At 66.9% G+C, this 19,865-nt stretch carries 18 protein-coding genes, 1 tRNA gene and 1 pseudogene; 6 read left to right on the top strand and 14 right to left on the bottom strand.

Annotation, left to right across the window (positions count from 1 at the left end):
• Positions 1 to 12 precede the first annotated feature (12 nt).
• Positions 13 to 1,194 carry an aminotransferase class I/II-fold pyridoxal phosphate-dependent enzyme gene (locus ACP15I_RS16090; protein ID WP_424975861.1) on the bottom strand — a complete coding sequence of 394 codons (1,182 nt, stop codon included), beginning with the start codon at positions 1,192 to 1,194 and terminating at the stop codon, positions 13 to 15.
• 132 nt (positions 1,195 to 1,326) lie between these two features.
• Positions 1,327 to 2,658: an amidase gene (locus ACP15I_RS16085; protein ID WP_424975860.1), complete on the bottom strand. Its 1,332-nt coding sequence runs from the start codon at positions 2,656 to 2,658 to the stop codon at positions 1,327 to 1,329.
• A gap of 54 nt (positions 2,659 to 2,712) precedes the next feature.
• On the opposite strand from ACP15I_RS16085, the gene ACP15I_RS16080 reads away from it, so the two are divergent.
• Positions 2,713 to 3,978: an FAD-dependent monooxygenase gene (locus tag ACP15I_RS16080; protein ID WP_424975859.1), complete on the top strand. Its 1,266-nt coding sequence runs from the start codon at positions 2,713 to 2,715 to the stop codon at positions 3,976 to 3,978.
• 10 nt (positions 3,979 to 3,988) lie between these two features.
• On the opposite strand, the gene ACP15I_RS16075 is transcribed toward ACP15I_RS16080, so the two are convergent.
• From ACP15I_RS16075 to ACP15I_RS16065, 3 genes are all read right to left on the bottom strand, one after another.
• Positions 3,989 to 4,765, bottom strand: coding sequence for an inositol monophosphatase family protein (locus ACP15I_RS16075; protein ID WP_424975858.1), 777 nt, complete (start codon positions 4,763 to 4,765; stop codon positions 3,989 to 3,991).
• A complete protein-coding gene (locus tag ACP15I_RS16070; RefSeq protein WP_424975856.1) occupies positions 4,752 to 6,098 on the bottom strand; it encodes a TldD/PmbA family protein in 1,347 nt (448 codons plus the stop codon). Before ACP15I_RS16070 ends, ACP15I_RS16075 begins: the two co-directional genes overlap by 14 nt.
• A gap of 76 nt (positions 6,099 to 6,174) precedes the next feature.
• The gene (locus tag ACP15I_RS16065) at positions 6,175 to 7,662 is read right to left on the bottom strand and encodes a DUF2125 domain-containing protein (protein ID WP_424975855.1); all 1,488 of its coding nucleotides are present in this window, start codon (positions 7,660 to 7,662) and stop codon (positions 6,175 to 6,177) included.
• A 117-nt stretch (positions 7,663 to 7,779) separates the two neighbouring features.
• On the opposite strand from ACP15I_RS16065, the gene ACP15I_RS16060 reads away from it, so the two are divergent.
• The gene (locus ACP15I_RS16060; RefSeq protein ID WP_424975854.1) at positions 7,780 to 8,538 is read left to right on the top strand and encodes an SDR family oxidoreductase; all 759 of its coding nucleotides are present in this window, start codon (positions 7,780 to 7,782) and stop codon (positions 8,536 to 8,538) included.
• Positions 8,535 to 9,143, top strand: a pseudogene (locus ACP15I_RS16055) (enoyl-CoA hydratase/isomerase family protein); the annotation flags it as partial. The gene ACP15I_RS16060 and the pseudogene ACP15I_RS16055, both read left to right, overlap by 4 nt.
• Positions 9,144 to 9,288: 145 nt before the next feature.
• Here ACP15I_RS16055 and ACP15I_RS16050 read toward each other — a convergent pair.
• Both ACP15I_RS16050 and ACP15I_RS16045 read right to left on the bottom strand, forming a co-directional pair.
• Positions 9,289 to 9,870, bottom strand: a complete 582-nt coding sequence (locus ACP15I_RS16050) for a lytic transglycosylase (protein WP_424967109.1) — start codon at positions 9,868 to 9,870, stop codon at positions 9,289 to 9,291.
• A 77-nt stretch (positions 9,871 to 9,947) separates the two neighbouring features.
• Positions 9,948 to 10,829 (bottom strand): AEC family transporter, encoded by an 882-nt coding sequence (locus ACP15I_RS16045; protein WP_424967108.1) that lies wholly within the window; start codon positions 10,827 to 10,829, stop codon positions 9,948 to 9,950.
• A gap of 85 nt (positions 10,830 to 10,914) precedes the next feature.
• Between ACP15I_RS16045 and hspQ the strand changes: the two genes are divergently transcribed.
• Positions 10,915 to 11,241, top strand: coding sequence for a heat shock protein HspQ (gene hspQ / locus ACP15I_RS16040; RefSeq protein ID WP_424967107.1), 327 nt, complete (start codon positions 10,915 to 10,917; stop codon positions 11,239 to 11,241).
• Between the two features lie 28 nt (positions 11,242 to 11,269).
• On the opposite strand, the gene ACP15I_RS16035 is transcribed toward hspQ, so the two are convergent.
• The 3 genes from ACP15I_RS16035 to ACP15I_RS16025 all read right to left on the bottom strand — a co-directional run bounded on the left by ACP15I_RS16035 (position 11,270) and on the right by ACP15I_RS16025 (position 13,777).
• A complete protein-coding gene (locus tag ACP15I_RS16035) occupies positions 11,270 to 12,853 on the bottom strand; it encodes a gamma-glutamyltransferase family protein (protein WP_424975853.1) in 1,584 nt (527 codons plus the stop codon).
• A gap of 71 nt (positions 12,854 to 12,924) precedes the next feature.
• Positions 12,925 to 13,362 carry an ATP-binding protein gene (locus ACP15I_RS16030; RefSeq protein WP_424967105.1) on the bottom strand — a complete coding sequence of 146 codons (438 nt, stop codon included), beginning with the start codon at positions 13,360 to 13,362 and terminating at the stop codon, positions 12,925 to 12,927.
• An 82-nt stretch (positions 13,363 to 13,444) separates the two neighbouring features.
• On the bottom strand, positions 13,445 to 13,777 hold the full coding sequence (locus ACP15I_RS16025; RefSeq protein ID WP_424967104.1) for an STAS domain-containing protein: 333 nt from the start codon (positions 13,775 to 13,777) through the stop codon (positions 13,445 to 13,447).
• Between the two features lie 104 nt (positions 13,778 to 13,881).
• On the opposite strand from ACP15I_RS16025, the gene ACP15I_RS16020 reads away from it, so the two are divergent.
• A complete protein-coding gene (locus ACP15I_RS16020; protein WP_424975852.1) occupies positions 13,882 to 15,060 on the top strand; it encodes an acetyl-CoA C-acyltransferase in 1,179 nt (392 codons plus the stop codon).
• Between the two features lie 22 nt (positions 15,061 to 15,082).
• Here the strand turns inward: ACP15I_RS16020 and ACP15I_RS16015 are convergent.
• Positions 15,083 to 15,159 (bottom strand) — tRNA-Pro (locus tag ACP15I_RS16015).
• Between the two features lie 140 nt (positions 15,160 to 15,299).
• On the opposite strand from ACP15I_RS16015, the gene ACP15I_RS16010 reads away from it, so the two are divergent.
• Entirely contained in the window at positions 15,300 to 16,184 is an 885-nt protein-coding gene (locus tag ACP15I_RS16010; protein WP_424975851.1) for a lysophospholipid acyltransferase family protein, read from the top strand.
• Here ACP15I_RS16010 and ACP15I_RS16005 read toward each other — a convergent pair.
• The 3 genes from ACP15I_RS16005 to ACP15I_RS15995 all read right to left on the bottom strand — a co-directional run bounded on the left by ACP15I_RS16005 (position 16,181) and on the right by ACP15I_RS15995 (position 19,852).
• Positions 16,181 to 17,170 (bottom strand): DMT family transporter, encoded by a 990-nt coding sequence (locus tag ACP15I_RS16005; protein ID WP_424967101.1) that lies wholly within the window; start codon positions 17,168 to 17,170, stop codon positions 16,181 to 16,183. The two genes, ACP15I_RS16010 and ACP15I_RS16005, sit on opposite strands and share 4 nt — an antisense overlap.
• Before the next feature lie 310 nt (positions 17,171 to 17,480).
• The gene (gene leuB, locus ACP15I_RS16000) at positions 17,481 to 18,587 is read right to left on the bottom strand and encodes a 3-isopropylmalate dehydrogenase (protein WP_424975850.1); all 1,107 of its coding nucleotides are present in this window, start codon (positions 18,585 to 18,587) and stop codon (positions 17,481 to 17,483) included.
• Between the two features lie 107 nt (positions 18,588 to 18,694).
• On the bottom strand, positions 18,695 to 19,852 hold the full coding sequence (locus tag ACP15I_RS15995; protein ID WP_424975849.1) for an endonuclease/exonuclease/phosphatase family protein: 1,158 nt from the start codon (positions 19,850 to 19,852) through the stop codon (positions 18,695 to 18,697).
• Between the last annotated feature and the right edge of the window lie 13 nt (positions 19,853 to 19,865).

Raw genomic sequence — 19,865 nt, 5'->3', positions numbered from 1 at the left:
GACGCGCTCTCCTCAGGAATACAGACAATCGCGAATGTGGATCAGGCCCCGATCCACATCCTCGGCGGGCGCGACCAGCGCGACCCGGATAAACCCCTTGCCGGGATTGCCGCGATCGGTGTCGCGGCTGAGATAGGCTCCGGGCAACACCCGCAATCCGGTCTCGGTCCAGAGCTTCAGGGCCGCTGCCTCGCCATCGGGGACGGGCAGCCACAGAAAGAACCCGGCAGAGGGGCTCACATAGGCGGGCAGGTCGGCGAACACCGCATCGGCCCGATCGAACTTGGCGGCATAGAGCGCGCGGTTCTCGACCACATGGGCCTCGTCGCGCCAGACCTTGGCGGCGACCGCCTGCAGCGGGCCGGGCAGGGGCGCACCGGCATAGGCGCGCAGCTTCTTCAGCTCGGCCATGGCCCGGGGGCCCCCGGCGGCAAAGCCCGAGCGCAGGCCCGGCAGGTTCGACCGCTTGGACAGGGAGTGAAAGATCACCACCCGGTCCGGGTCCACACCCATCTCGGTCGCGATCTGCAGCGCGCCGGGGGGCGGTGTGTTGCGATAGACCTCGGAATAGCACTCATCGGCGAAGACATAGAAATCATGCCTCTCGGCCAGCGTCAGCAGCGCGCGCCAATACGCGGCATCCGCGACGGCCCCCTGCGGGTTCGAGGGGGAACAGACATAGGCGATGGCGGTCTCGTCGAGTTCGGCCTCCGACAGGGTCGTGAAATCCGGCAGGAACCCGGTGTCGCGGGTGGCATTCACGAAAAGCGGCTCGGCCCCGGCGGCCTTCGCGCCCACGGCATAGACCTGATAGAACGGGTTCGGCATGGCGACCCGGGGCGTGGCGCCTGCCTTGCGATCCGGGCAGAGCGCAAGGCAGGCCGCAAAGAGCCCCTCGCGCGTGCCGTTCAGGGCGAGGACTTGCGTGGCGGGGTCCACCGTGACGCCGTAGCGCCCCGCGATCCAGTCGCCAATCGCCGCCAGAAGGTCCGGCGATCCGTCATTGGGCGGGTATTTGTTGAAGAGCGGCATCGCCTCGGCCAGCGCCTCGGACACGAAGGCCGGGAATGCGTGCTGCGGCTCGCCAATCGACATGGCGAGGGGCGCGCCGCCCGGCGCGTGGGAATCCAAAAGCGCCCGCAAACGCGGGAACGCATATTCCGGAAGCGTCGAAAACCGCTCGGGAAAATCCATAACTGCCTCAGTGTTCGGGGTCTTTTGCCCCTTATTCCGAGCAGATTAGCCTGCGCGCCCGGCGCGGTCCACGAAAAAGGCGGCTTGGTTGCGGCCTGTTGCGGCTTTGCCCGGACGCGGCGCGGCGGGGTCTCAGGTCAGGGCGGTCTCGGCAGCCTGACCGAGGCGCAACAGGGCCGCCTCGCCAAAGGGTTGGCCCATGATCGAGATCCCGCAAGAGGGCACGCCTGTTGGCAGGCTCAGCGCGCAAACCCCCATCAGATTGCCGATCCGCGTGTTGCGCAGAGCCATCAGGTTCTCCTGCACGTAATAGGCGTCATCGGTCATCAGCCGCCCGGCATCGGGGGGCAGGATCGGGGCTGTGGGCACCAGCACCCCGTCGAATTGGCGCGTCCGCGCCGCCCAGACGGTGCGCAGCGCGCGCAGCTGGTTCCAGCCCGCCACATAGGTCGGGGCATCGATTTCCTTGCCGCCGCGGAACCGCTCGAGGATCGGGGGAAACATCTTCTCCGGCGCGGCTTCGATGGTCTCGGACCAGTAGCCATAGCCCTCGGTCGCAAAGAGCACGCCGGACAGGGCCATCGCCGTGCGCACCTCATCGGCGGAGATCTCGGTGATTTCGGCCCCGGCATCGGCCAGTTTCGCAACCGCCGCGTCGAAAGCCGCCTGCGGCTCGGGCCGGATCCCGTCGAAGGCCACGTCGCGCAGGATGGCCAAGCGCGCGCCCTTGATCCGGGCGCCGCGCAGATCCGGGGCCTGTGTCCCGCCGAGGGCGCCGAGAAATAGCGCTGCATCCTCCACCGTGCGGCAAAGCGGGCCCACCGTGTCGAAAGAGGCCGCCAGCGGCACGACACCCCCGAGGGACAAGAGCCCCGAGGTCGTCTTCAGCCCCACCAGGTCATTCCAGGCCGAGGGGATGCGCACGGATCCGCCCGTATCCGAGCCCATGCCCGCCGCCGCGAGCCCGAAGGCCACCGAGGCCGCCGCCCCCGACGAGGACCCGCCTGGCACCGCATCCGGGTCGTTCACGCAAGGTGGGGTCGCGGTGATCGGGTTCAGCCCGAGCCCAGAAAAGGCCAGCTCTGACATATGGGTCTTGCCGAGACAGACCAGCCCGGCGGCGGTGGCATTGCGCAGCACGTCGGCATCGCGGGTGGGCACGCGCCCCGCCAGCAGGGCCGAGCCCGCCTCGGTCCCGGCCCCGGCCGTGTCGAACAGGTCCTTCCACGAGATCGGCACCCCGTCGAGCAGCCCGAGACGGGTCTGGGACTTGGCGCGGTCATGGGCCGCCACGGCCTCGGACAGGGCGCGCTCGGGCGTGGTGCGGGCGTAGATCCGCGCGCTTTCGGGCGCGGCGGCAATCGCATCCAGATAGGCCTCGGTCAGGGCGACCGGGTCCAGCGTGCCCTCGCCAATGGCGCGCCCTTGCTCCGCCGCGCTCTGCGTCAACCAATCCTTGTGCACACCCTCACCCTCCGACAGAGACGTTTCGCCGCGAAGCTATCCGCTGCGCGCGCAATGGACAATCGCCGGGTCGGGCGCATATCCATGGGCATGGCACAGAGCGAGAGCGATATCCTCATTGTTGGCGGCGGGCTGAACGGCCCGACCCTGGCCCTGGCGCTGGCCCAGGCCGGTCTGCGATCCACGGTGATCGACGCGCTGCCCGTGGACCGCCAGGTGGATCCGGGCTTTGACGGGCGCAGCTATGCGCTGGCGCTGGCCTCGCAACGCATGCTTCGGGCGCTGGGCCTCTGGGGCGCGCTGGCGGATCGCGCGCAGCCCATGCTGCAGATCAAGGTGTCGGACGGGCGCGCGGGCGAGGGGGCTGCCCCCTGGTGGATGCATTTTGACCATGGCGAGATTGAAGAGGGGCCCATGGGCTTCATGGTCGAGGACCGCTTCCTGCGCAGCGTCCTGCTGGAGGCGATGGAGGCCGCGCCGGAGATCACCCACCTGTCCGAGACACGGGTTGTTGCGCAGGACAGCTCGGCCACCGGCGCGTCGGTGACGCTCGAGACCGGCGAGACCCTGACCGGGCGGCTTCTGGTGGGCTGCGACGGGCGGTCGAGCGGGACGGCGCGGCGCGCCGGGATCTCGCGGACGGGCTGGGGCTATGACCAGACCGCGCTGGTTTGCGCCATCGAGCACGCGCTGCCCCATGAGGGCTGCGCACACCAGTTCTTCATGCCCGCCGGGCCGCTCGCGATCCTGCCTTTGCCGGGCAATCGCAGCTCGATCGTCTGGTCCGAACGCACGGCCCAGGCACGCCAGATCGCGGCGCTGGATGACGCGGCGTTCCTCGATGCCCTGCGCCCGCGCTTTGGGGATTTTCTGGGCGAGATCGCATTGGCCGGGGACCGCTTCACCTATCCGCTGGGCCTGACACTGGCCAATGCGCTGGTGGCGGAACGTCTGGCCCTGGTGGGGGATGCCGCCCATGGGGTGCATCCCATCGCGGGGCAGGGGCTGAACCTTGGCTTCCGGGATGTGGGCGCGCTGGCCGAGACCCTGATTGACGCGCAGCGCCGGGGCGAGGATTTCGCCGCCCGCGACGTGCTGGAGCGGTATGCCCGCTGGCGGCGGTTCGACACGGCGACGCTGGCCGTGGCGACGGATGCGGTCAACCGGCTCTTTTCGAACGACAATCCCCTGCTGCGCCTCGGGCGGGATCTGGGGATGGGGCTGGTCAATGCCCTGCCCGGCGCGCGCCAGCGCTTCATCCGCGAGGCGGCGGGGTTGACGGGCGATGTCCCCAAGCTCCTGCAGGGGCGCGCCCTCTGAGGCCACGCGCCTAGACTGTCAGACGGTCCATCAGCGCCGCATGGAGCACCGGGTTCGCGGTCACAACCCCATCTGTCTGCGCGTCGATGCTGTTGAAGCGCAAGGGCGCGCCGGTGCGGTCCGAGCTCTGCCCCCCGGCCTCTTCGGCGATCAGGCTGCCCGCGGCTATATCCCATTCCCAGCTCTTGCGCAGGGTCATCATCGCATCGAACCGCCCCTCGCCGATCAGCGCCAGCCGATAGGCCAGCGAGCTGCGGAAATGTCGTTCCAGCCCCGGTGCCCGCCCGCCCCAGTGGCGCGGATCGAAGGTCGGTTTCGCCGCCAGCATCGCCGCCCCGGCGATCTCGCGGCGGGGCGAGATTGCCAGCGGCGCCCCGTTCAGCGTCGCGCCCTGTCCGGCGGCGGCGGCATAGAGCTTGTCGCGCAAAGGCAGGTAGACCACCCCGGCCGTCACGCGCCCGTTCTCGACCACCGAGAGGGCATGGGCAAAGGTCCGTTGCCCTGCCATGTAGGATCGCGTGCCATCGATGGGATCGACGATGAATACCCGCGCGCGGTCCAGCCGGTCCGGCGTATCGGCGGTCTCCTCGGACAGCCAGCCGTAATCCGGGCGCGCGGCCAGCAGCTCGGCATGGAGCATGCGGTCCACGGCCAGATCGGCCTCGGTCACCGGGCCTGCGCCATCGGGCTTTTCCCAGGTCTCGGGGGATTGGCCCCAGAACCGCTCGGCGATCTCGCCAGCGGCCCTTGCGGCATCGATCAGAAGGTCGAGGTCACGCGCCGGCAACCGTCAACCCTTCGACGAGGAGGCTGGGCACCACCCGGCTGAGATGGCCGCGCGCGTCATTGCCCGGCACCAGTGTCCGCAGCATGTCGCGCAGGTTTCCGGCGATGGTGCATTCGTTGACCGCATAGGCGATCTCGCCATTCTCGACCCAATAGCCGCTGGCCCCGCGCGAGTAATCCCCCGTGGTCGGATTGATCGACGCGCCGATCATCGACGTCACCCAGAGACCGGTGCCCATCTCGCGGGCCAGCTCGGCGGCCGACTGCGTGCCCGGGGTCAGCGTCAGGTTGGTCATGGCGGGCGAGGGCGGGCCGGAGGTGCCGCGCGCGGCACTGCCGGTGCTCGGCATACCCAGCTTGCGCCCGGTGGCCAGGTCGAGGGTCCAGCCCTGCAACACGCCGTTTTCGACGATAACCCGGCGGCGCGTGGGCAGGCCCTCGCCATCGAAGGGGCGTGAGCCGGACACCCGCGCCCGGTGGGGGTCTTCCACAAGGCTGAGCGCGGGGGGCAGGACCTCCTCCCCCAGCGCATCGAGAAGCCAGCTCGATCCGCGGGCGATCGCACTGCCGCTGATCGCGGCCACGAGATGGCCCATCAGCCCGCTGGAAATCCGTTCGTCATAGAGCACCGGGAAGGCCCCGGTCGGCGGCTTGCGCGCCCCGGCCCGGGCGAGGGTGCGCTCGGCGGCCAGTGCGCCAACCTCTTCGGGCGGGGGCAGATCGGCCTGGAAAATCCGGCTCTCGCCCGCATAGTCCCGCTCCATCTCCGTGCCGGTGCCGGTGATCGCCACGACCGACAGGCCCCGATCGGTCCGCGCGAACCCGCCCGAAAACCCGGCGCTGGTGGCCAAATGCATCTGGCGGCGGCCATAGCCTGCGCTGGCGGACTGAACCTGACTGATGCCCGTGACATCCCGCGCAGCCGCCTCGGCGCGGCGGGCGTCCTCCTCGAGCTGGTCGGGCGCGGGCTCGTCGGACGGGTCCTGCAGCTCCAGCGCGGCGACATCCCAACCGCGCGCGAGCTGATCGGGATCGGCGAGCCCGATATGCGGGTCATCCGGGGCCTCGGCGGCCATGGCGACCGCGCGTTCGGCCATCTGGCGCAGGGTGTCGGGTTTGACATCCGAGGCCGAAACGATGGCCTGTTTCTGGCCGATCAGGACGCGCAGGCCGAGATCGACACCTTCGGAGCGTTCCGCCTGTTCGAGCTTGCCCTCGCGGACATCGATCGACAGGGCGGTGCCCTCGACCGCGACGGCATCCGCATCCTCCGCACCGGCCGATTTGGCAGCAAGCAACAGGGCTTCGGTCAGATGGGACAGGTCTTGGGGCATGGATCTCGCTCGCGCTGGGGTGCCACAGACCTAGGCCGCGCCTGCCATGGGTGCAAGCGCGGACCCGGCAATGATCTCAGCGCAGGCGCATTCCATTGGCGATCACACCGCCATCGGGGGTGAATTCCAGCTCGGACTCCAACGTATCAGGCTCCGCCCCCGGACGGGCGACCACGCCAAGCATCATGCGCGCCCCGATCAGGGCCTGATTGTCGAAGAGGCCGATATCGGCCAGCCCCTGCAACAACCCGTCCATGCCGGCGAGGGTGATCGAGACCTCCCCAACCAGGTTCGGGAGCGCGGGCATGCCGCTAAACTGCGGTTGCATACCGAGAAACTCCAGCGCGCCCGTGGCGTCGAGCTGCGCGCCGGCGAAATCCAGAACGAATTGATTTATGGTCATGCTGCGCGGTTCCATCGCCTGGAAGCTTTGCTGACCACCGGGCAGGATCTGCTCGCGCAGTTCGGCTGTTCCGTCGAGATCGACCGCGAGCCGCGCTGGATCGCGGGGCAGCACGCCATTCGGGTCAAAAAGTCCCCAGGTCGCCTCACCTAGCGTGAAATTCTGGAGATCGAGGTCGAGGGCGAAAGGGTACTCGCCCGAGGGCTGGTTGGCGGGCAAGGTGGCGTCGAGGCTCAGGTTCTCCGCAGCCCAGTTGATGGGGCCGGGCAGTCCCTCTCCGCGCATGTCGAACCCGATATCGGAGGTCGCGCTGGCAAACCGGGCCAGTCCGTCATTGGCCGACATCCGACCGCTGCCGACGCCTCCGGTCAGCGCCAAGGTGCCTGTTGAGACGGTTGCGCTGCTGGCCACGCCCAGCGAGAAGGCACCATAATCGATGGCCAGATCGAAGTCCGGCAAGCCTTCGATGGCCTGCGCGATTTGGGTCAGAGGACCGGAGGAGGCTGTGACGATATCCGAAATCTCGTAGACGACCTCCAGCTCCTGACCCGTGTCAGCATCGGTGGCGTTCATGCTCACGGCTAAGCTGTCTGCGGTGCCGGTGCTGTCTGTCCGGCTGTCGCCGAGGGTTGTGCGAAATGCCAGCCCCTTTGCCAGGACTTCAATCTCGGGGATCTCGGGGACGTCCGTGGGCTCAAGGATCCGCAAGCCGCCGCTGGTCGCAGTGTAGCGGAGGCTGAACTCCGAGCCGGACTCTGTCGCGACCATATCGAGATCGGTCGAAAAGACGTCGAACACGAGCCGTTCCACTCCGAAGCTTGCCTGATCCTGAAACTCGACAAGGATGCTGTCCGGAAGGTCGATCCGGACCGATCCGTCCGCCTGCTCGGTCAGGGTCATGACCTCGATCAGCATCGTGTTCGACCCGACCCCGTCCACGGAGCCGGACAGGGTCAGCCCGTCAAGGGTCAAGCTGCCGGGGCCCGGGGTTTCGGACGCCGCGCTGAGTGTCTGGCCCGTCTCTGCAACGGTTTCCTGAAACTTCGACCAGACCTCTTCGGCGGTCAGGCTCCAACCGGCTGCGGGGGTGAGGGCTACGGCGAGGGCGGCGGCGCGGGCGAGGGTGGCGGAGACTTGGGACGGCGTGTCTGCGATGACCATGATGGGCCCCCATGTAAGATACACAAAAAATTACTTTCTTTGTTTCCGCCTCTCCGTATACGGTCAAGTGCGGAAGGGACGGGAGTGGCACAATATACGAAAGGTTTGCCGCGACCCATGCAAACAATTTCAGGAAAATCTGTTCTGATCACCGGAGCCAGTACGGGCATCGGCGAATCTGCGGCGCGCGTTTTTGCGGCGGCCGGGGCGCGTGTCGGGCTTTTGGCGCGCAATGCCGAGGCCTGCGCCCGGATCGCCGATGAGATCGGGGAAAACGCCTTGGCCCTGCCCGGGGATGTTTCCGACCCCGACGCCCTGCCAGCGGCGGTGGCCGCGATGCAGGCCCGGTTCGGCACGCTTGATGTGCTGATCAACAATGCTGGCGTGATCACACCGATCGCGCCGCTGGATGCGGCGGACCCTGCGGATTGGGGCAAGCTGATCGATATCAATCTCAAGGGTGTCTTTTACGGCATGCGCGCCGCGCTGCCGGCGATGAAGGCGCAGGGCGCAGGCACGATCATCACCATCAGCTCCGGCGCGGCCAGCCATCCTCTGGAAGGCTGGAGCGCCTATTGCGCCTCCAAGGCCGGGGCGGCGATGCTTACCCGCTGTGCCCATCACGAAGCTGCCGCGAGCGGCGTGCGGATCATGGGCCTGAGCCCGGGCACCGTGGCCACGGACATGCAGACGGTGATCAAGGCGTCGGGGATCAACCCGGTGAGCCAGCTCGACTGGTCGGTTCATATCCCCGCCGAATGGCCCGCCCGGGCCCTGCTGTGGATGTGCAGCGCGGAGGCGGATGCATATCTCGGACAGGAACTCTCCCTGCGCGACGAAGAGCTACGACAGAAGATAGGATTGATTGCCCCATGATTACCACGACGATGGATGGGGCCCAGTGCACCATCATGCTGGACCGCCCGGACAAGGCCAATGCGCTGACGGCGGAGATGCTCGAGATGCTCGAGCGCGCCCTGAGTGAAGCCGAAGCCGCCGGGGCGACGGTGCTGATCCTGACCGGGGCGGGCAAGGTGTTCAGCGCCGGTGCCGATCTGGACGCCGCGCGCAATGGCAGCCTGACCACCGATGCCGTGTGGGAGCGCGTCTCGACCCGCATCGCGCGCTATCCGGGCCTGACCATCGCGGCGCTGAACGGGACCTGCGCGGGCGGGGCGCTGGGCATGATGCTGGCCTGCGACCTGCGGATCGCCGTGCCCCATGCCAAGGTGTTCTACCCGGTGCTGAAAAACGGGTTCCTGCCGCAGCCGTCGGATCCGCGGCGCCTTGCGGCGCTATGCGGATTGAGCCGGGCCAAGATGATCCTGCTGGGCGGGGCCAAGGTGCCGGCCGAGACGGCGCTGTCCTGGGGGCTGTTCGACGCGATTGCCGAGCCCGACGCCCTGATGGAGACGGTGCAGGCCCATACGGCGGATGCGATGACGGCCACGCCGGCCCTGCTGGCGCAGATCAAGGCGCTCTGCCATGGGGAAGGCCCCCGGCGCGACATGCCGGGTCCGAGCCCGACCCCCGCAACGCAACTCAACCCGCACCCGCAACAGGCGCGGGCGGTTCTGGCGGCGTCAGGCCTCTCGGCGGCGAAGGGACCGGCGCGCTAGGCTTGGCCTAGCGCTTGCGGCAGGATCGGAGCTGCGCGTCATACATGGCGGCGCGGGCTTCGACGCTGCGGGCCACTCGGACAAGCCAGTCCTTGGAATTGTAGCTGCCCCGTGCGTATCCCGTATGGCCTTCGTGATAGGCAAGATACTGGCGGCGCGCATCGGTCTTGGGGATGCCGTTCCGCTTCTCGGTCTTGTCCATGTACCAGCCCATGAAATCCGTCGCGTCGCGGATATTGTCCCGCTTGGCCCAGCGACCGCCTTCTTCCTTGCGGTAGTCATCCCAGGTGCCGTCCAGCGCCTGGGAATAGCCATAGGCCGAACTCACCCGCCCCATGGGAATGATCCCCAGGGCATAGCGGTGCGGGGTCCGGGCATCGCTGTCGAATTTGCTCTCTTGATAGATCGTGGCCATCTGCACGGGCACGGGGACGTCCCATTTGCGCTCTGTCTTCTTCATGGCGCGCAAATAGGCAGGACGCTGCGCGACAATCGCACAGGCATCATCCAGCCGTGACGGCGGATTGGAGCCGGACCCGCAAGCTGCGAGGGCCAGGACCACAATCGAGAGGCGAAGTTTACTGCTCATCCTGCTCTCTCAGTGTTTTTTGTTTTGCGGGCAGGGTAGCGAAAAATCGTGGCGTGGAAAATGATTAAAGCGCGCTCTTAGATCACAAAGGAGAGGATGAGCGGCAAAGCGACAACAGATAGGAGGGTCGAGACCACCACGAGGCCCGCGACCGCCTCGGCATCGGCGCCGTATTTCTGCGCCATGAGGTAGCTGGTGACCGCCACTGGGGTGCAGACCTGCAGCACCAGAACGCCAAAGGCGATGGGATCGAGGGCAAAGGCCTGGCCGATGCCCCAGGCCAGCCCGACACAGACTGCGAGCTTGAGCAGCGAGAGCAGGGCGGCGCGTCCGATCTTGCCCGGGCGCAGCCCTGCCACCGCGACACCGAGCGTGATCAGCATGATCGGGATCGCCATCTGGCCGATCAGCTCCAGCGCATTGGTCAGAAAGAGCGGCGTCTCCCATCCCTGCCAGAGAAACAGTGCGCCGAGAAGCGTGGCCGCCACCATCGGCTCGCGGATCACGGTCAGTGGCGAGCCTCCGCCCGCCACGACCCAGGTGCCGAAGGTGAAGGACAGGACGGCCATGGCCGCGAAGACCACGACGCCGTAGCTGAGCCCGATTTCGCCGAAGGCGAAGAGTGCCAGCGGAAGCCCGAGATTGCCCGTGTTGCCGAAGGTGAGCGGCGAGAGGTAATCGCGCATGCGCAGGCCCAGCCCCCACAGGATGAGGGCGAGCAGACCGGCGATGGCGACATAGACCGCGAGCGTGGCCAGCGACAGGGTGCTGAGCGCGGTCGGGTCGATCTCGGTCTGCATCAGGGCCGTGAAGATCAGGCAGGGCACCGCCAGCGTCATGGACAGGCGCGTGACGAAGGCCAGCGGATACTCCCAGCCCAGTTTGACCCAGGCAAAGCCCAGACTCGCCAACAAAAACACCGGAGCGACAACATTGAGGACTGTAAGGACCAAAGTCACGATGTGCTCATCCCAGCGACTGTTTGTTCAATGGACATCTGCCCCCCTGCGCCTTATTTTGTCGCCGAAGACAAGGTGCAGAGTTATGTTGAAAGCGCACGCCAAATACAATCTGGGACAGGTCGTCCGCCACCGCAAACACCCGTTTCGCGGGGTTGTCTTCGATATCGATCCGGAATTCGCGAATACCGAGGAATGGTATGACGCGATCCCGGAGGAAAGCCGTCCGCGCAAGGACCAGCCGTTCTATCATTTGCTCGCCGAAAACGAGCAGAGCTATTACGTGGCCTATGTGTCCGAGCAGAACCTTGTCGTCGACGGGGCCAGCGGCCCGGTGGACCACCCGGATGTGCCGGATCTCTTCGGGGATTTCGACGGGCGTCAATATCCCCTCCATTTCCAGATGAACTGACCGCGCCGCGGTCGGCCGCGCGCCGGGCTCAGTAGCCCAATGCGCAGCCATCCTTGCGCGGGTCTGACGCGCCTTGCAGGATCCCGGTTTCCGGATCGATCCAGATCGCCTGGGCCCCGCCGATCGGTGCGTCGGGGATGACGACCGTGTGGCCCATCTCGGCCAGCTCCGCATGGACGTTGTCGGCATAGCCGCGCTCAACCTGCAGCCCGTAGCGCGGGTCATAGAAGCTGCGCGGCGCGTCGAGGGCTGCCTGCGGGTCGAGGCCGTAATCGACCATGTTGGTGAGCACGCGCGCATGGCCGTTGGGCTGGTAGGGGCCACCCATGACGCCGAAGGGCATGACGAGCTTGTCGTTCTGGCGCAGCATCCCGGGGATGATCGTGTGCATCGGACGTTTGCCGCCGCCGGCCTCGTTCGGATGCCCGGCCTCGAGGGTGAAGCCCGCTGCCCGGTTCTGAAAGAGGATGCCGTAACGGTCCGAGGCGATGCCCGACCCGAAGCCATCGAAGATCGAATAGATCAGCGAGACGGCCATGCGGTTGGCGTCCACCACGGTGATGTAGATCGTCTCACGATGGACGTGGTCGGACAGCGGCGCAGGATCGGCCATCGCGCGCTTGGGGTCGATCAGCCCGGCGAGGGCTTCGGCTGTGTCCATGGATGTCATATGCGCGAGCCGCGTGGTGTGATCTGCGTCGGCGATGATCCGGTTGCGCGTGTCATAGGCGAGCTTGGCGACCTCGGCCTCGATATGGGCCCGCGCGGTCCCGAAGGGATCGAGCGCCTGCAGGTCGAAACAGGACAGCATATTCGTCATCAGGATTGCTGTCGCGCCGTGACTGTTGGGCGGCAGCTCGACCAGTTCGGTCCCCTTGTAGGTGCCGCGGATCGGGGTGACCTCCGAGCAGGCGGTGGCCGCGAAATCCTCGAGCGTATGCACGCCGCCCGCAGCGCGCAGGCTGTTGACCATGTCCTCGGCCACTGGCCCGGCATAGAACCCGTCGCGCCCTTCGCGGGCGACATGGCGCAGAACCTCGGCCTGCCCGGGCGCTCTGAAGAGAGTACCCACCGCCGGGGCGGCGTCATTATGGAGGTAATGGGTCCTGGCCGCACCTTGCAGACGCGGCCCATCGCGCAGCCAGTCGAACGCCACGCGGGGGGCGACGGGGATGCCGGCTTCGGCGTAATGGATTGTCGGGGCGAGGAGGGTTGCGAGATCGAGCTGCCCCCAGCGCGCATTCATCGTGCAGAAGGCATCAATAGCCCCGGGGATGGAGATGGACGCCGCCTCGGCCCGGGGCATGGCGCTGTGACCCTCGGCGCGCAACGTCTCGGCGCTCAGTGCTGCGGGGGCGCGGCCGGACCCGTTGATCCCGAAGATGTCTTCCATTCCGGCCGGTTTGACCAGAGCGAAGCAATCGCCGCCGATCCCTGTCATCTGGGGTTCGCAAATCCCGAGGAGGATCGCCCCGGCTATGGCCGCATCCATGGCATTGCCGCCTTGCTGGAGCATGTCCAGGGCCACTTTCGCGGCCAGCGGGTGGGAGGTCGCGCACATCCCGGATTGGGCAAAAACAGCCGAACGGCCCGGCTGGTGAAAGTCTCGCATTGGTCGGCCTCCTCGCTCAGGAGGGGCACTGTAATGCGGCGCGGGCTGACGGCAAGGGCCGTCAGGTCCTGTCAGTCTTCCCAGGTCATGGGGATTACGAAGCTCGTGACATTCTGATCGTTGATCCGCTGATAGGTCAGATCCTCGGTCAGTGTATGGATCAGGGCCCAACCGAAGCCACCCTCGGGCAGGTCCTGCAGCCCGGTGTCAATCTCGGGCAGGTCGCCACTGGGCAAAGCCAGCCCCGGCATGGCCACGCCACTGTCGGTCATGCGCACGGACAACCCGGTCTCGACCAGCGAGCTTGTCAGAACGAAGCTGCAATCCGGATTTTCCTTGTAGGCATGTTCGACCACATTGTTCAGCGCCTCGGCGAGGACCAGTTCGATCGTGCCGGTGTCTTCGGCTCCGACGCCTGCCTCCCGGAGTTTGGTCAGAAGGGATGCGAGGGCCTCCCGCACCGCATCATACCTGCTCGGGATCGTGTATTCCGCGTCACACTTGATCACGCGCTGCCTCATGATTGATGTAGACGAAACGTCTTCGCCGGAGCGAAGCGCATTGGAAACACTTCGAGACGCCATCGATCGATTACGCCGCTTCCAACGCCTGTTCGGGGCTGTTGTAGATCTTGAACACCTTGTCCATGCGGGTCAGGCGGAACACCTTTTCAACCACCGGGCTGAGGCCAGCGAGTTCGAGCGTCTTGTTCGGCGCGAAGGCTTTCATCACGGCGACCACGGCGCCGAGGCCGGAACTGTCAAGAAACTGGACCTGCGTCAGGTCGAGAATGACACGGCTGCCATCGCCGCGACCGATCTCTTGCATCACGTCCTTGAACTGTACCGCAGAGGAGGCGTCGATGCGCTCTTCATGCACTTCCGCGACGACAACATCGTCATGCGCATGTGTTGTAATTTGCATAAGGGGGCCCTCATTCTGGTCTTGCTTCGGTCGAGCGTAGGGCCGATGGGTTACCAGAGTGTAAGCAAATGGACGGGTTTCCGAGCTCCTGGGAGGTTTTTTTGATGCAAGATGTCTTTATTTGCGGCGCGGCCCGGACGGCCATGGGCGGCTTCCAGGGTGCGTTTGCACCGGTCTCGGCGGCGGAACTGGGGGGCGCGGCCATTGCCGGGGCGCTGCGGGATGCGGGATGCGGCGCGGAGCAGGTCAGCGAGCTTCTGATGGGCTGCGTGCTGCCGGCGGGTCAGGGACAGGCCCCGGCGCGGCAGGCTGGGTATCAGGCCGGTCTCGGCGACGGGGTCCCGGCCACGACGCTGAACAAGATGTGCGGCTCTGGCATGAAGGCGGCGATGCTGGCCACGGATCAGCTCGCGCTCGGCGCGGCGGATGTGGTCGTTGCCGGCGGCATGGAGAGCATGACCAACGCGCCCTACCTGCTGGAAAAAATGCGCGGGGGCGCACGGATCGGCCATGGCGCGGTGCTGGATCACATGTTCCTCGACGGTCTGGAGGACGCCTATGACAAGGGGCGTCTCATGGGTACCTTCGCCGAGGATTGCGCCGAGGCCTTTCAGTTCACCCGCGAGGCACAGGACAGCTACGCCTTGAGCTCGCTCGAGAATGCGCTGAAGGCGGAGGCGACGGGATCCTTTGCGTCCGAGATCGTTCCGGTCACCGTGACCACACGCAAGGGCGAGACCGTGATCGAGGCCGATGAGCAGCCCGGTTCGGCACGTCCGGACAAGATCCCCCAGCTCAAACCAGCCTTTCGCAAGGGCGGGACGGTCACGGCGGCAAATTCCTCGTCGATCTCGGACGGCGCGGCGGCGCTGGTTCTGGCGCGCGGCGATGTCGTCGCGGCGCAGGGCCTCAAGACGCGCGCGCGGATCCTCGGGCATGCGAGCCACGCCCAGCAGCCCGCGCTCTTTCCCACGGCCCCGGTGCCGGCGGCCCGCAAACTGCTCGACCGGCTCGGCTGGCAGGTAGGCGACGTGGATCTGTGGGAGGTGAACGAGGCCTTCGCCGTGGTCCCCATGGCCTTCATGCATGAGATGGGCGTGCCGCGGGACAAGATGAATATCCGCGGCGGCGCCTGTGCCCTCGGACACCCGATCGGGGCGTCCGGCGCGCGGATCCTCGTCACGCTCCTCAACGCGATGGAACAGCACGACCTCAAGCGTGGCGTGGCCGCGATCTGCATCGGCGGCGGCGAAGGCACGGCCATCGCGATCGAACGCGGTTAGGCTGATCTGGCTGGAGGTTATTTGGTCGGGCTGAGAGGATTCGAACCTCCGACCCCCTGCTCCCGAAGCAGGTGCGCTACCAGGCTGCGCTACAGCCCGACCGAATGGCGGGGACGTACCCCTTTCATCCCATGGATGCAAGCGGCCATCCGCCGCGCCGCGCGAAAAAACGTCTGTCGCGCGAGACCGGCGCGAGAGGCTGGCCCAGGGCCGAGGACCTCGTTACACACGGTCGCAAGATGACCTTTGCCAGCCGCCTGTCCTACCTGATCAGCTTTGCGCCGATCTACCTGTTCCTCAAGCTCGCCCGGCTGGTGCCGTTCCGGCGCAGGGTGGCGCTGGGCGGCGCACTGGCGAGTATCGCGCTGCGTCGGTTCCCGCCGGCCCGGGCGCGGGTCATGTCGAACCTCGCGCGGATCCGGCCCGACATGTCCGAGACCGAGGCGCTCAGCTTGTGTTCCGAGATCGGGCGACAGCTTGGCCGGACCCTGACCGAGATCCTCTTTGGCGAAGAGCACCAATCCCGTCATCTGGCCTTCCGCGTCTCTGGTCCGGGGCTGGCGGCGATCGAGGCGGCCCATGCTGAGGGCAAGCCGATCCTGCTGGTCAGTGCGCATTTCGGACAGTGGGATGCGGCGCGGATCCATCTGCGCGATGCGCTCGGGGTCGAGGTGGGCGCGCTCTATCGTCCGAACAACAACCCTTATTACGAGCCCTATCTTGCGGCGGGGGCGGCGGCCTCGGGCACGCCGTTGGTGCCCAAGGGCAATGACGGGTTCCGGATGCTGCTGCGCCATCTCAAGGGGGGCGGTGCCTTTGCGATCATGGCGGACCAGTACCATTCCGGAGGCGAGGTGCTGCCCTTTCTCGGGGCGGACGCCAAAACCGCGCTGACCCCGGCCGAGCTCGCGATCCGCTACAAGGCGCCGCTTGTGCCCTGTTTCGGGATCCGGCGCGATGCCGAGGAGGCGATCGATGTGGTTTTCGAGGCGCCGATCCCTGTCGCCTCTCCCGAAGAGATGATGACCGAGTTCAACAACCGGGCCACGGCCCGGATCGAGGCCGATCCGGATCAGTGGCTCTGGCCCCACCGCCGATGGAAGGGCCTGGAGACGCGCGGCTAGCCGCGCGCGCTGTCCTCCGGCGCGCCAATCTCGGGTTTCGCGCTCTCCGGCAGGAGCGGGCTGACCCGCGGCAGGGTCGCGGTTTCGGGCGGTGTGCGGGTCCGCAGCACGGGCTTGTTGTCCGAGACGCTCTGCCGGCTTTCCCGCGCCACGATATAGATCCCCGACGCGATGATGATCCCGGCTCCGATGGCTGTGGCCGCGTCGATGCTTTCCCCGAACAGGACATAGCCGAAGGCCGAAGCCCAGAGGATCTGGGAATACTGCATGGGCGCGATGATCGCCGCCTCGCCCGCGCGGTAGGCGCTGATCAGGCAGAGATTCGCGACAAAGCCCAAAAGCGCCATGACCCCGACCGCCGCCATGTCACCCAGCGGCATGGGCCGGTAGGTGAAGGGCATGAAGGCTGCCATCAGCACGAAGTTTGCCACCATCGGGTAGAGCAGCAGGACAACCGAGCGTTCTTCGCGCCCGATCTTGCGCACGATGACCGAGGCCGTGGCCCCCCCCACCGCCGCCGTGAGCGCCGCCATATGGCCGAGGGTGATCTCCGTGCCACCGGGGCGCAGGACGATCACCACGCCGATCAGGCCCGCAATGACCGCCAGCCAGCGGCGCAGGCGGACGGTCTCGCCGAGGATCGGGATCGACAGCACCGTAATCAGAAGCGGTGAGGCAAAGAGGATCGCATAGGTCTGTGCCAGAGGCAGGACGCTGAAGGCGTAAAAAGCCGTGATCCCGGTGATCACGGCGGCGACAGTCCGGGTGGCGATCCACCAGGGATGGCGTGGTTTCAGCGTGCCGACATTGGTGTCGCGCATCATCATGACCGTGGTCAGCGGAAAGCTGAACAGCACGCCGAAGAACATGATCTGGAAGGGCGCGTAACTGCTGCCGAGGCTTTTGACGACCACGTCATGGACGGCGAAGAAGGCAAAGGCGCACAGGCCGAGCAGGGCGCCTCGGAGATTTGGGGATAGTGTCATGGGACGACTCGAAGGATGTGAGAGGCGCGTTAGCGCCATCAACCACCTTCGCTTTGCGTCTGAACCCGGTGAGTCGCCAAGGTCCAAATGGCCGCAGTTCCCGTGGCTGCAGCCCGGCTATGCGCCCAATGCGGGGCTTGGCGGGACGGTGGCGCGTGCGGTGCACGCGCCTTGCCAGGCCAGATCGGGGTGCGGAGCGGATCCGCGAGGCACAGGCTGACGGGGTCAGGCACAGCTGTGCCGCCCTGTCCCACCGTCGCCGCAGGCGGCGTCGCGGATCTCAGATCCGCGCCACGCGCCGTCTCGGTCCTCAGAGGCTCGCGTCGAGGGCGGCGATCACCGCGTCGCCCATCTGGCTTGTGCTGGCCGGGGTGGCATCACCCGCCTGCATCAGGTCCGCCGAGCGGATCCCATCGGCAAGCACTTTTTCGACCGCCTGCTCGAGCCGGGTGGCCTCGTCGCCCTGATCGAAGGAATAGCGCAGCGCCATGGCAAAGCTCAGGATGCAGGCACAGGGATTGGCCTTGCCCTCCCCCGCGATGTCCGGCGCAGAGCCGTGCACGGGCTCGTAGAGCGCCTTGGGACGCCCGTTGTCCATCGGCAGGCCCAGCGAGGCCGAAGGCAGCATACCCAGCGATCCGGTCAGCATCGCCGCCGCATCGGACAGAAGATCCCCGAACAGGTTGTCGGTCACGATCACGTCGAACTGCTTGGGCGCCCGCACCAGCTGCATGGCACCGGCATCGGCATACATGTGGCTCAGCTCCACCTCGGGGTACTCGGCGGCATGGACCTCGGTGACCACATCGCGCCACAGGATCCCGCTTTCCATCACATTGGCCTTCTCCATGGAGCAGACCTTGTTGTTGCGCCGCTTGGCCAGCTCGAAGGCAGACCGTGCCACCCGGGCGATCTCGCTCTCGGTATAGCGCTGGGTGTTCACGCCCACGCGCTCATTGCCTTCCTTGAAAACCCCGCGCGGCTCGCCGAAATAGACCCCGGAGGTCAGCTCGCGCACGATCATGATGTCGAGCCCGGCCACGATGTCCTTTTTCAGGGACGAGAAATCCGCCAGCGCGTCAAAGCACTGGGCCGGGCGCAGGTTCGCAAAGAGATCCATTTCCTTGCGCAGGCGCAACAGCCCGCGCTCGGGCTTTACCGAGAAATCCAGAACGTCGTATTTCGGACCACCCACGGCGCCGAGCAGAACCGCGTCCACCTCCTGCGCCTTGGCCATTGTCTCATCGGCGAGCGGGACGCCATGGACATCATAGGCCGCGCCGCCCACGAGATCCTCGGATACGTCGAACGCCATACCGCGCTTGGCACCGAACCAGTCGATGATCTTGCGCACTTCGGCCATGACCTCGGGGCCAATGCCGTCTCCGGCGAGGATCAGAAGGGAAGGTGTGCTCATCTCTAGGTGTCTCCGGCTGCGTTTCGTCGGCTGCGGTAGCCCGTCCGGGGCGGAGGGTCAAGGTGACGGGATGGGATGGCCGGTCTCGTCACCCCGGCGCGCCGGGCTCAGAAGGCCAGATCCACCCAGATCAGGCGGTGGCGGGAGGCCGTCTCGGCCTCCTCAAGCAGCTCTGCCTCCGCAGCCTCCGGCCAGTGCAACCCGCTCTCCACGACCGAGAGCGTCCGGCTCGGCAGGATGTAGTCCACCCGCAGGTTGCCCGGATCATTCGGCCGGTCATCGGGCCAGTCGACCGTGTCCAGCGCCGGATCTCCGCGCTGGGACGTGTTCACGCCGCCCTGCCGGGCGCTGGCCTCTGCCGCGCCGGGGGCGGTCGGGGCCGGGTCCTGCAGTTTGGGATGGCTGTGCAGGCGCGCCACGGCCCCCGGGCGCGCCTCTCCGTCCTGCGGGTCCGCGTTCAGGGTTCCGATGACCACGGCCTGCGGTCCCAGCGCGCGTTGGGGCGCGGGGGTCCAGCCATTCAGGTAATCGGCCCAGAATCGCTGCTGATCCGCGTTGCGGCGGCCATTGCGATCCTCGGGTCCGTCAAAAACCGGCGGCGTGGCGTGCAGGGGCAGGAGATGCAGATGCGACCCATCGGGCAGCAGGATCGGCACATCCCAATGCCCCGTGGAGGACAGGCGCAGAACCTCCAGCGCCGCAGGCTCCGGCAGGGCGGGCAGATCGGCGGCGGGAAAGGCGGACCAGAGAAGGCCGCTGAACTCCAGAACCTCGTCCCGCAGAATCGGATAGCGCGACAGAACCGCGAGCCCGCCCGCGCCACGGAACTCTCCGAAGGCCTGCGCATCCTCGGGCTCTTCCCGCCGTCCGTCGCCGTCCAGATCATAGCCCGTGGGCACGCCCGTGTTCGGTGCGCCCGCGAAGGCATGGGGCAGCGGCAGTCCGGATTTCGTCAGCGCCGCCTGCAGCGCGCGCAGGGTCTGGCCCCCCGCGTCATAGTCGATCCCCCCGAGCACCACGATATCCGCCGCGCTCCGGCTGAGGATGTTCAGCACCGCGTCGAGCTTCTTGGGGCGTTTTTCCTTCAAGAGGTCGCGCAGGAGCAGCCCCGGCCCCTTGGCCGAAAGCTCCGTGTGGAAATAGGCGATGCGGATGGTCTCGGCCTGTGCGGCGGGCGCAAAGGCCAGCAGCGCCGCAAACACAAGGGCGCAGAGCCTGGCAGCCCGGTCGCCGCCGCGACCATCGCGAGATGTCAGAAGACCCATCTGCCCACCAAAT

The organism is Dinoroseobacter sp. S124A (genome assembly GCF_049801015.1).
Classification (GTDB): domain Bacteria; phylum Pseudomonadota; class Alphaproteobacteria; order Rhodobacterales; family Rhodobacteraceae; genus Dinoroseobacter.
This window is presented reverse-complemented; position numbering and strand designations above follow the sequence as displayed.

What these genes read in the sequence shown, in the direction of transcription:
- ACP15I_RS16090 (WP_424975861.1), bottom strand. Translation starts at nt 1,194, where the DNA reads ATGGATTTTCCCGAGCGGTTTTCGACGCTTCCGGAATATGCGTTCCCG.
- ACP15I_RS16080 (WP_424975859.1), top strand. Translation starts at nt 2,713, where the DNA reads ATGGACAATCGCCGGGTCGGGCGCATATCCATGGGCATGGCACAGAGC.
- ACP15I_RS16070 (WP_424975856.1), bottom strand. Translation starts at nt 6,098, where the DNA reads ATGCCCCAAGACCTGTCCCATCTGACCGAAGCCCTGTTGCTTGCTGCC.
- ACP15I_RS16065 (WP_424975855.1), bottom strand. Translation starts at nt 7,662, where the DNA reads ATGGTCATCGCAGACACGCCGTCCCAAGTCTCCGCCACCCTCGCCCGC.
- ACP15I_RS16060 (WP_424975854.1), top strand. Translation starts at nt 7,780, where the DNA reads ATGCAAACAATTTCAGGAAAATCTGTTCTGATCACCGGAGCCAGTACG.
- ACP15I_RS16050 (WP_424967109.1), bottom strand. Translation starts at nt 9,870, where the DNA reads ATGAGCAGTAAACTTCGCCTCTCGATTGTGGTCCTGGCCCTCGCAGCT.
- hspQ (WP_424967107.1), top strand. Translation starts at nt 10,915, where the DNA reads ATGTTGAAAGCGCACGCCAAATACAATCTGGGACAGGTCGTCCGCCAC.
- ACP15I_RS16035 (WP_424975853.1), bottom strand. Translation starts at nt 12,853, where the DNA reads ATGCGAGACTTTCACCAGCCGGGCCGTTCGGCTGTTTTTGCCCAATCC.
- ACP15I_RS16025 (WP_424967104.1), bottom strand. Translation starts at nt 13,777, where the DNA reads ATGCAAATTACAACACATGCGCATGACGATGTTGTCGTCGCGGAAGTG.
- ACP15I_RS16020 (WP_424975852.1), top strand. Translation starts at nt 13,882, where the DNA reads ATGCAAGATGTCTTTATTTGCGGCGCGGCCCGGACGGCCATGGGCGGC.
- ACP15I_RS16010 (WP_424975851.1), top strand. Translation starts at nt 15,300, where the DNA reads ATGACCTTTGCCAGCCGCCTGTCCTACCTGATCAGCTTTGCGCCGATC.
- ACP15I_RS16005 (WP_424967101.1), bottom strand. Translation starts at nt 17,170, where the DNA reads ATGACACTATCCCCAAATCTCCGAGGCGCCCTGCTCGGCCTGTGCGCC.
- leuB (WP_424975850.1), bottom strand. Translation starts at nt 18,587, where the DNA reads ATGAGCACACCTTCCCTTCTGATCCTCGCCGGAGACGGCATTGGCCCC.
- ACP15I_RS15995 (WP_424975849.1), bottom strand. Translation starts at nt 19,852, where the DNA reads ATGGGTCTTCTGACATCTCGCGATGGTCGCGGCGGCGACCGGGCTGCC.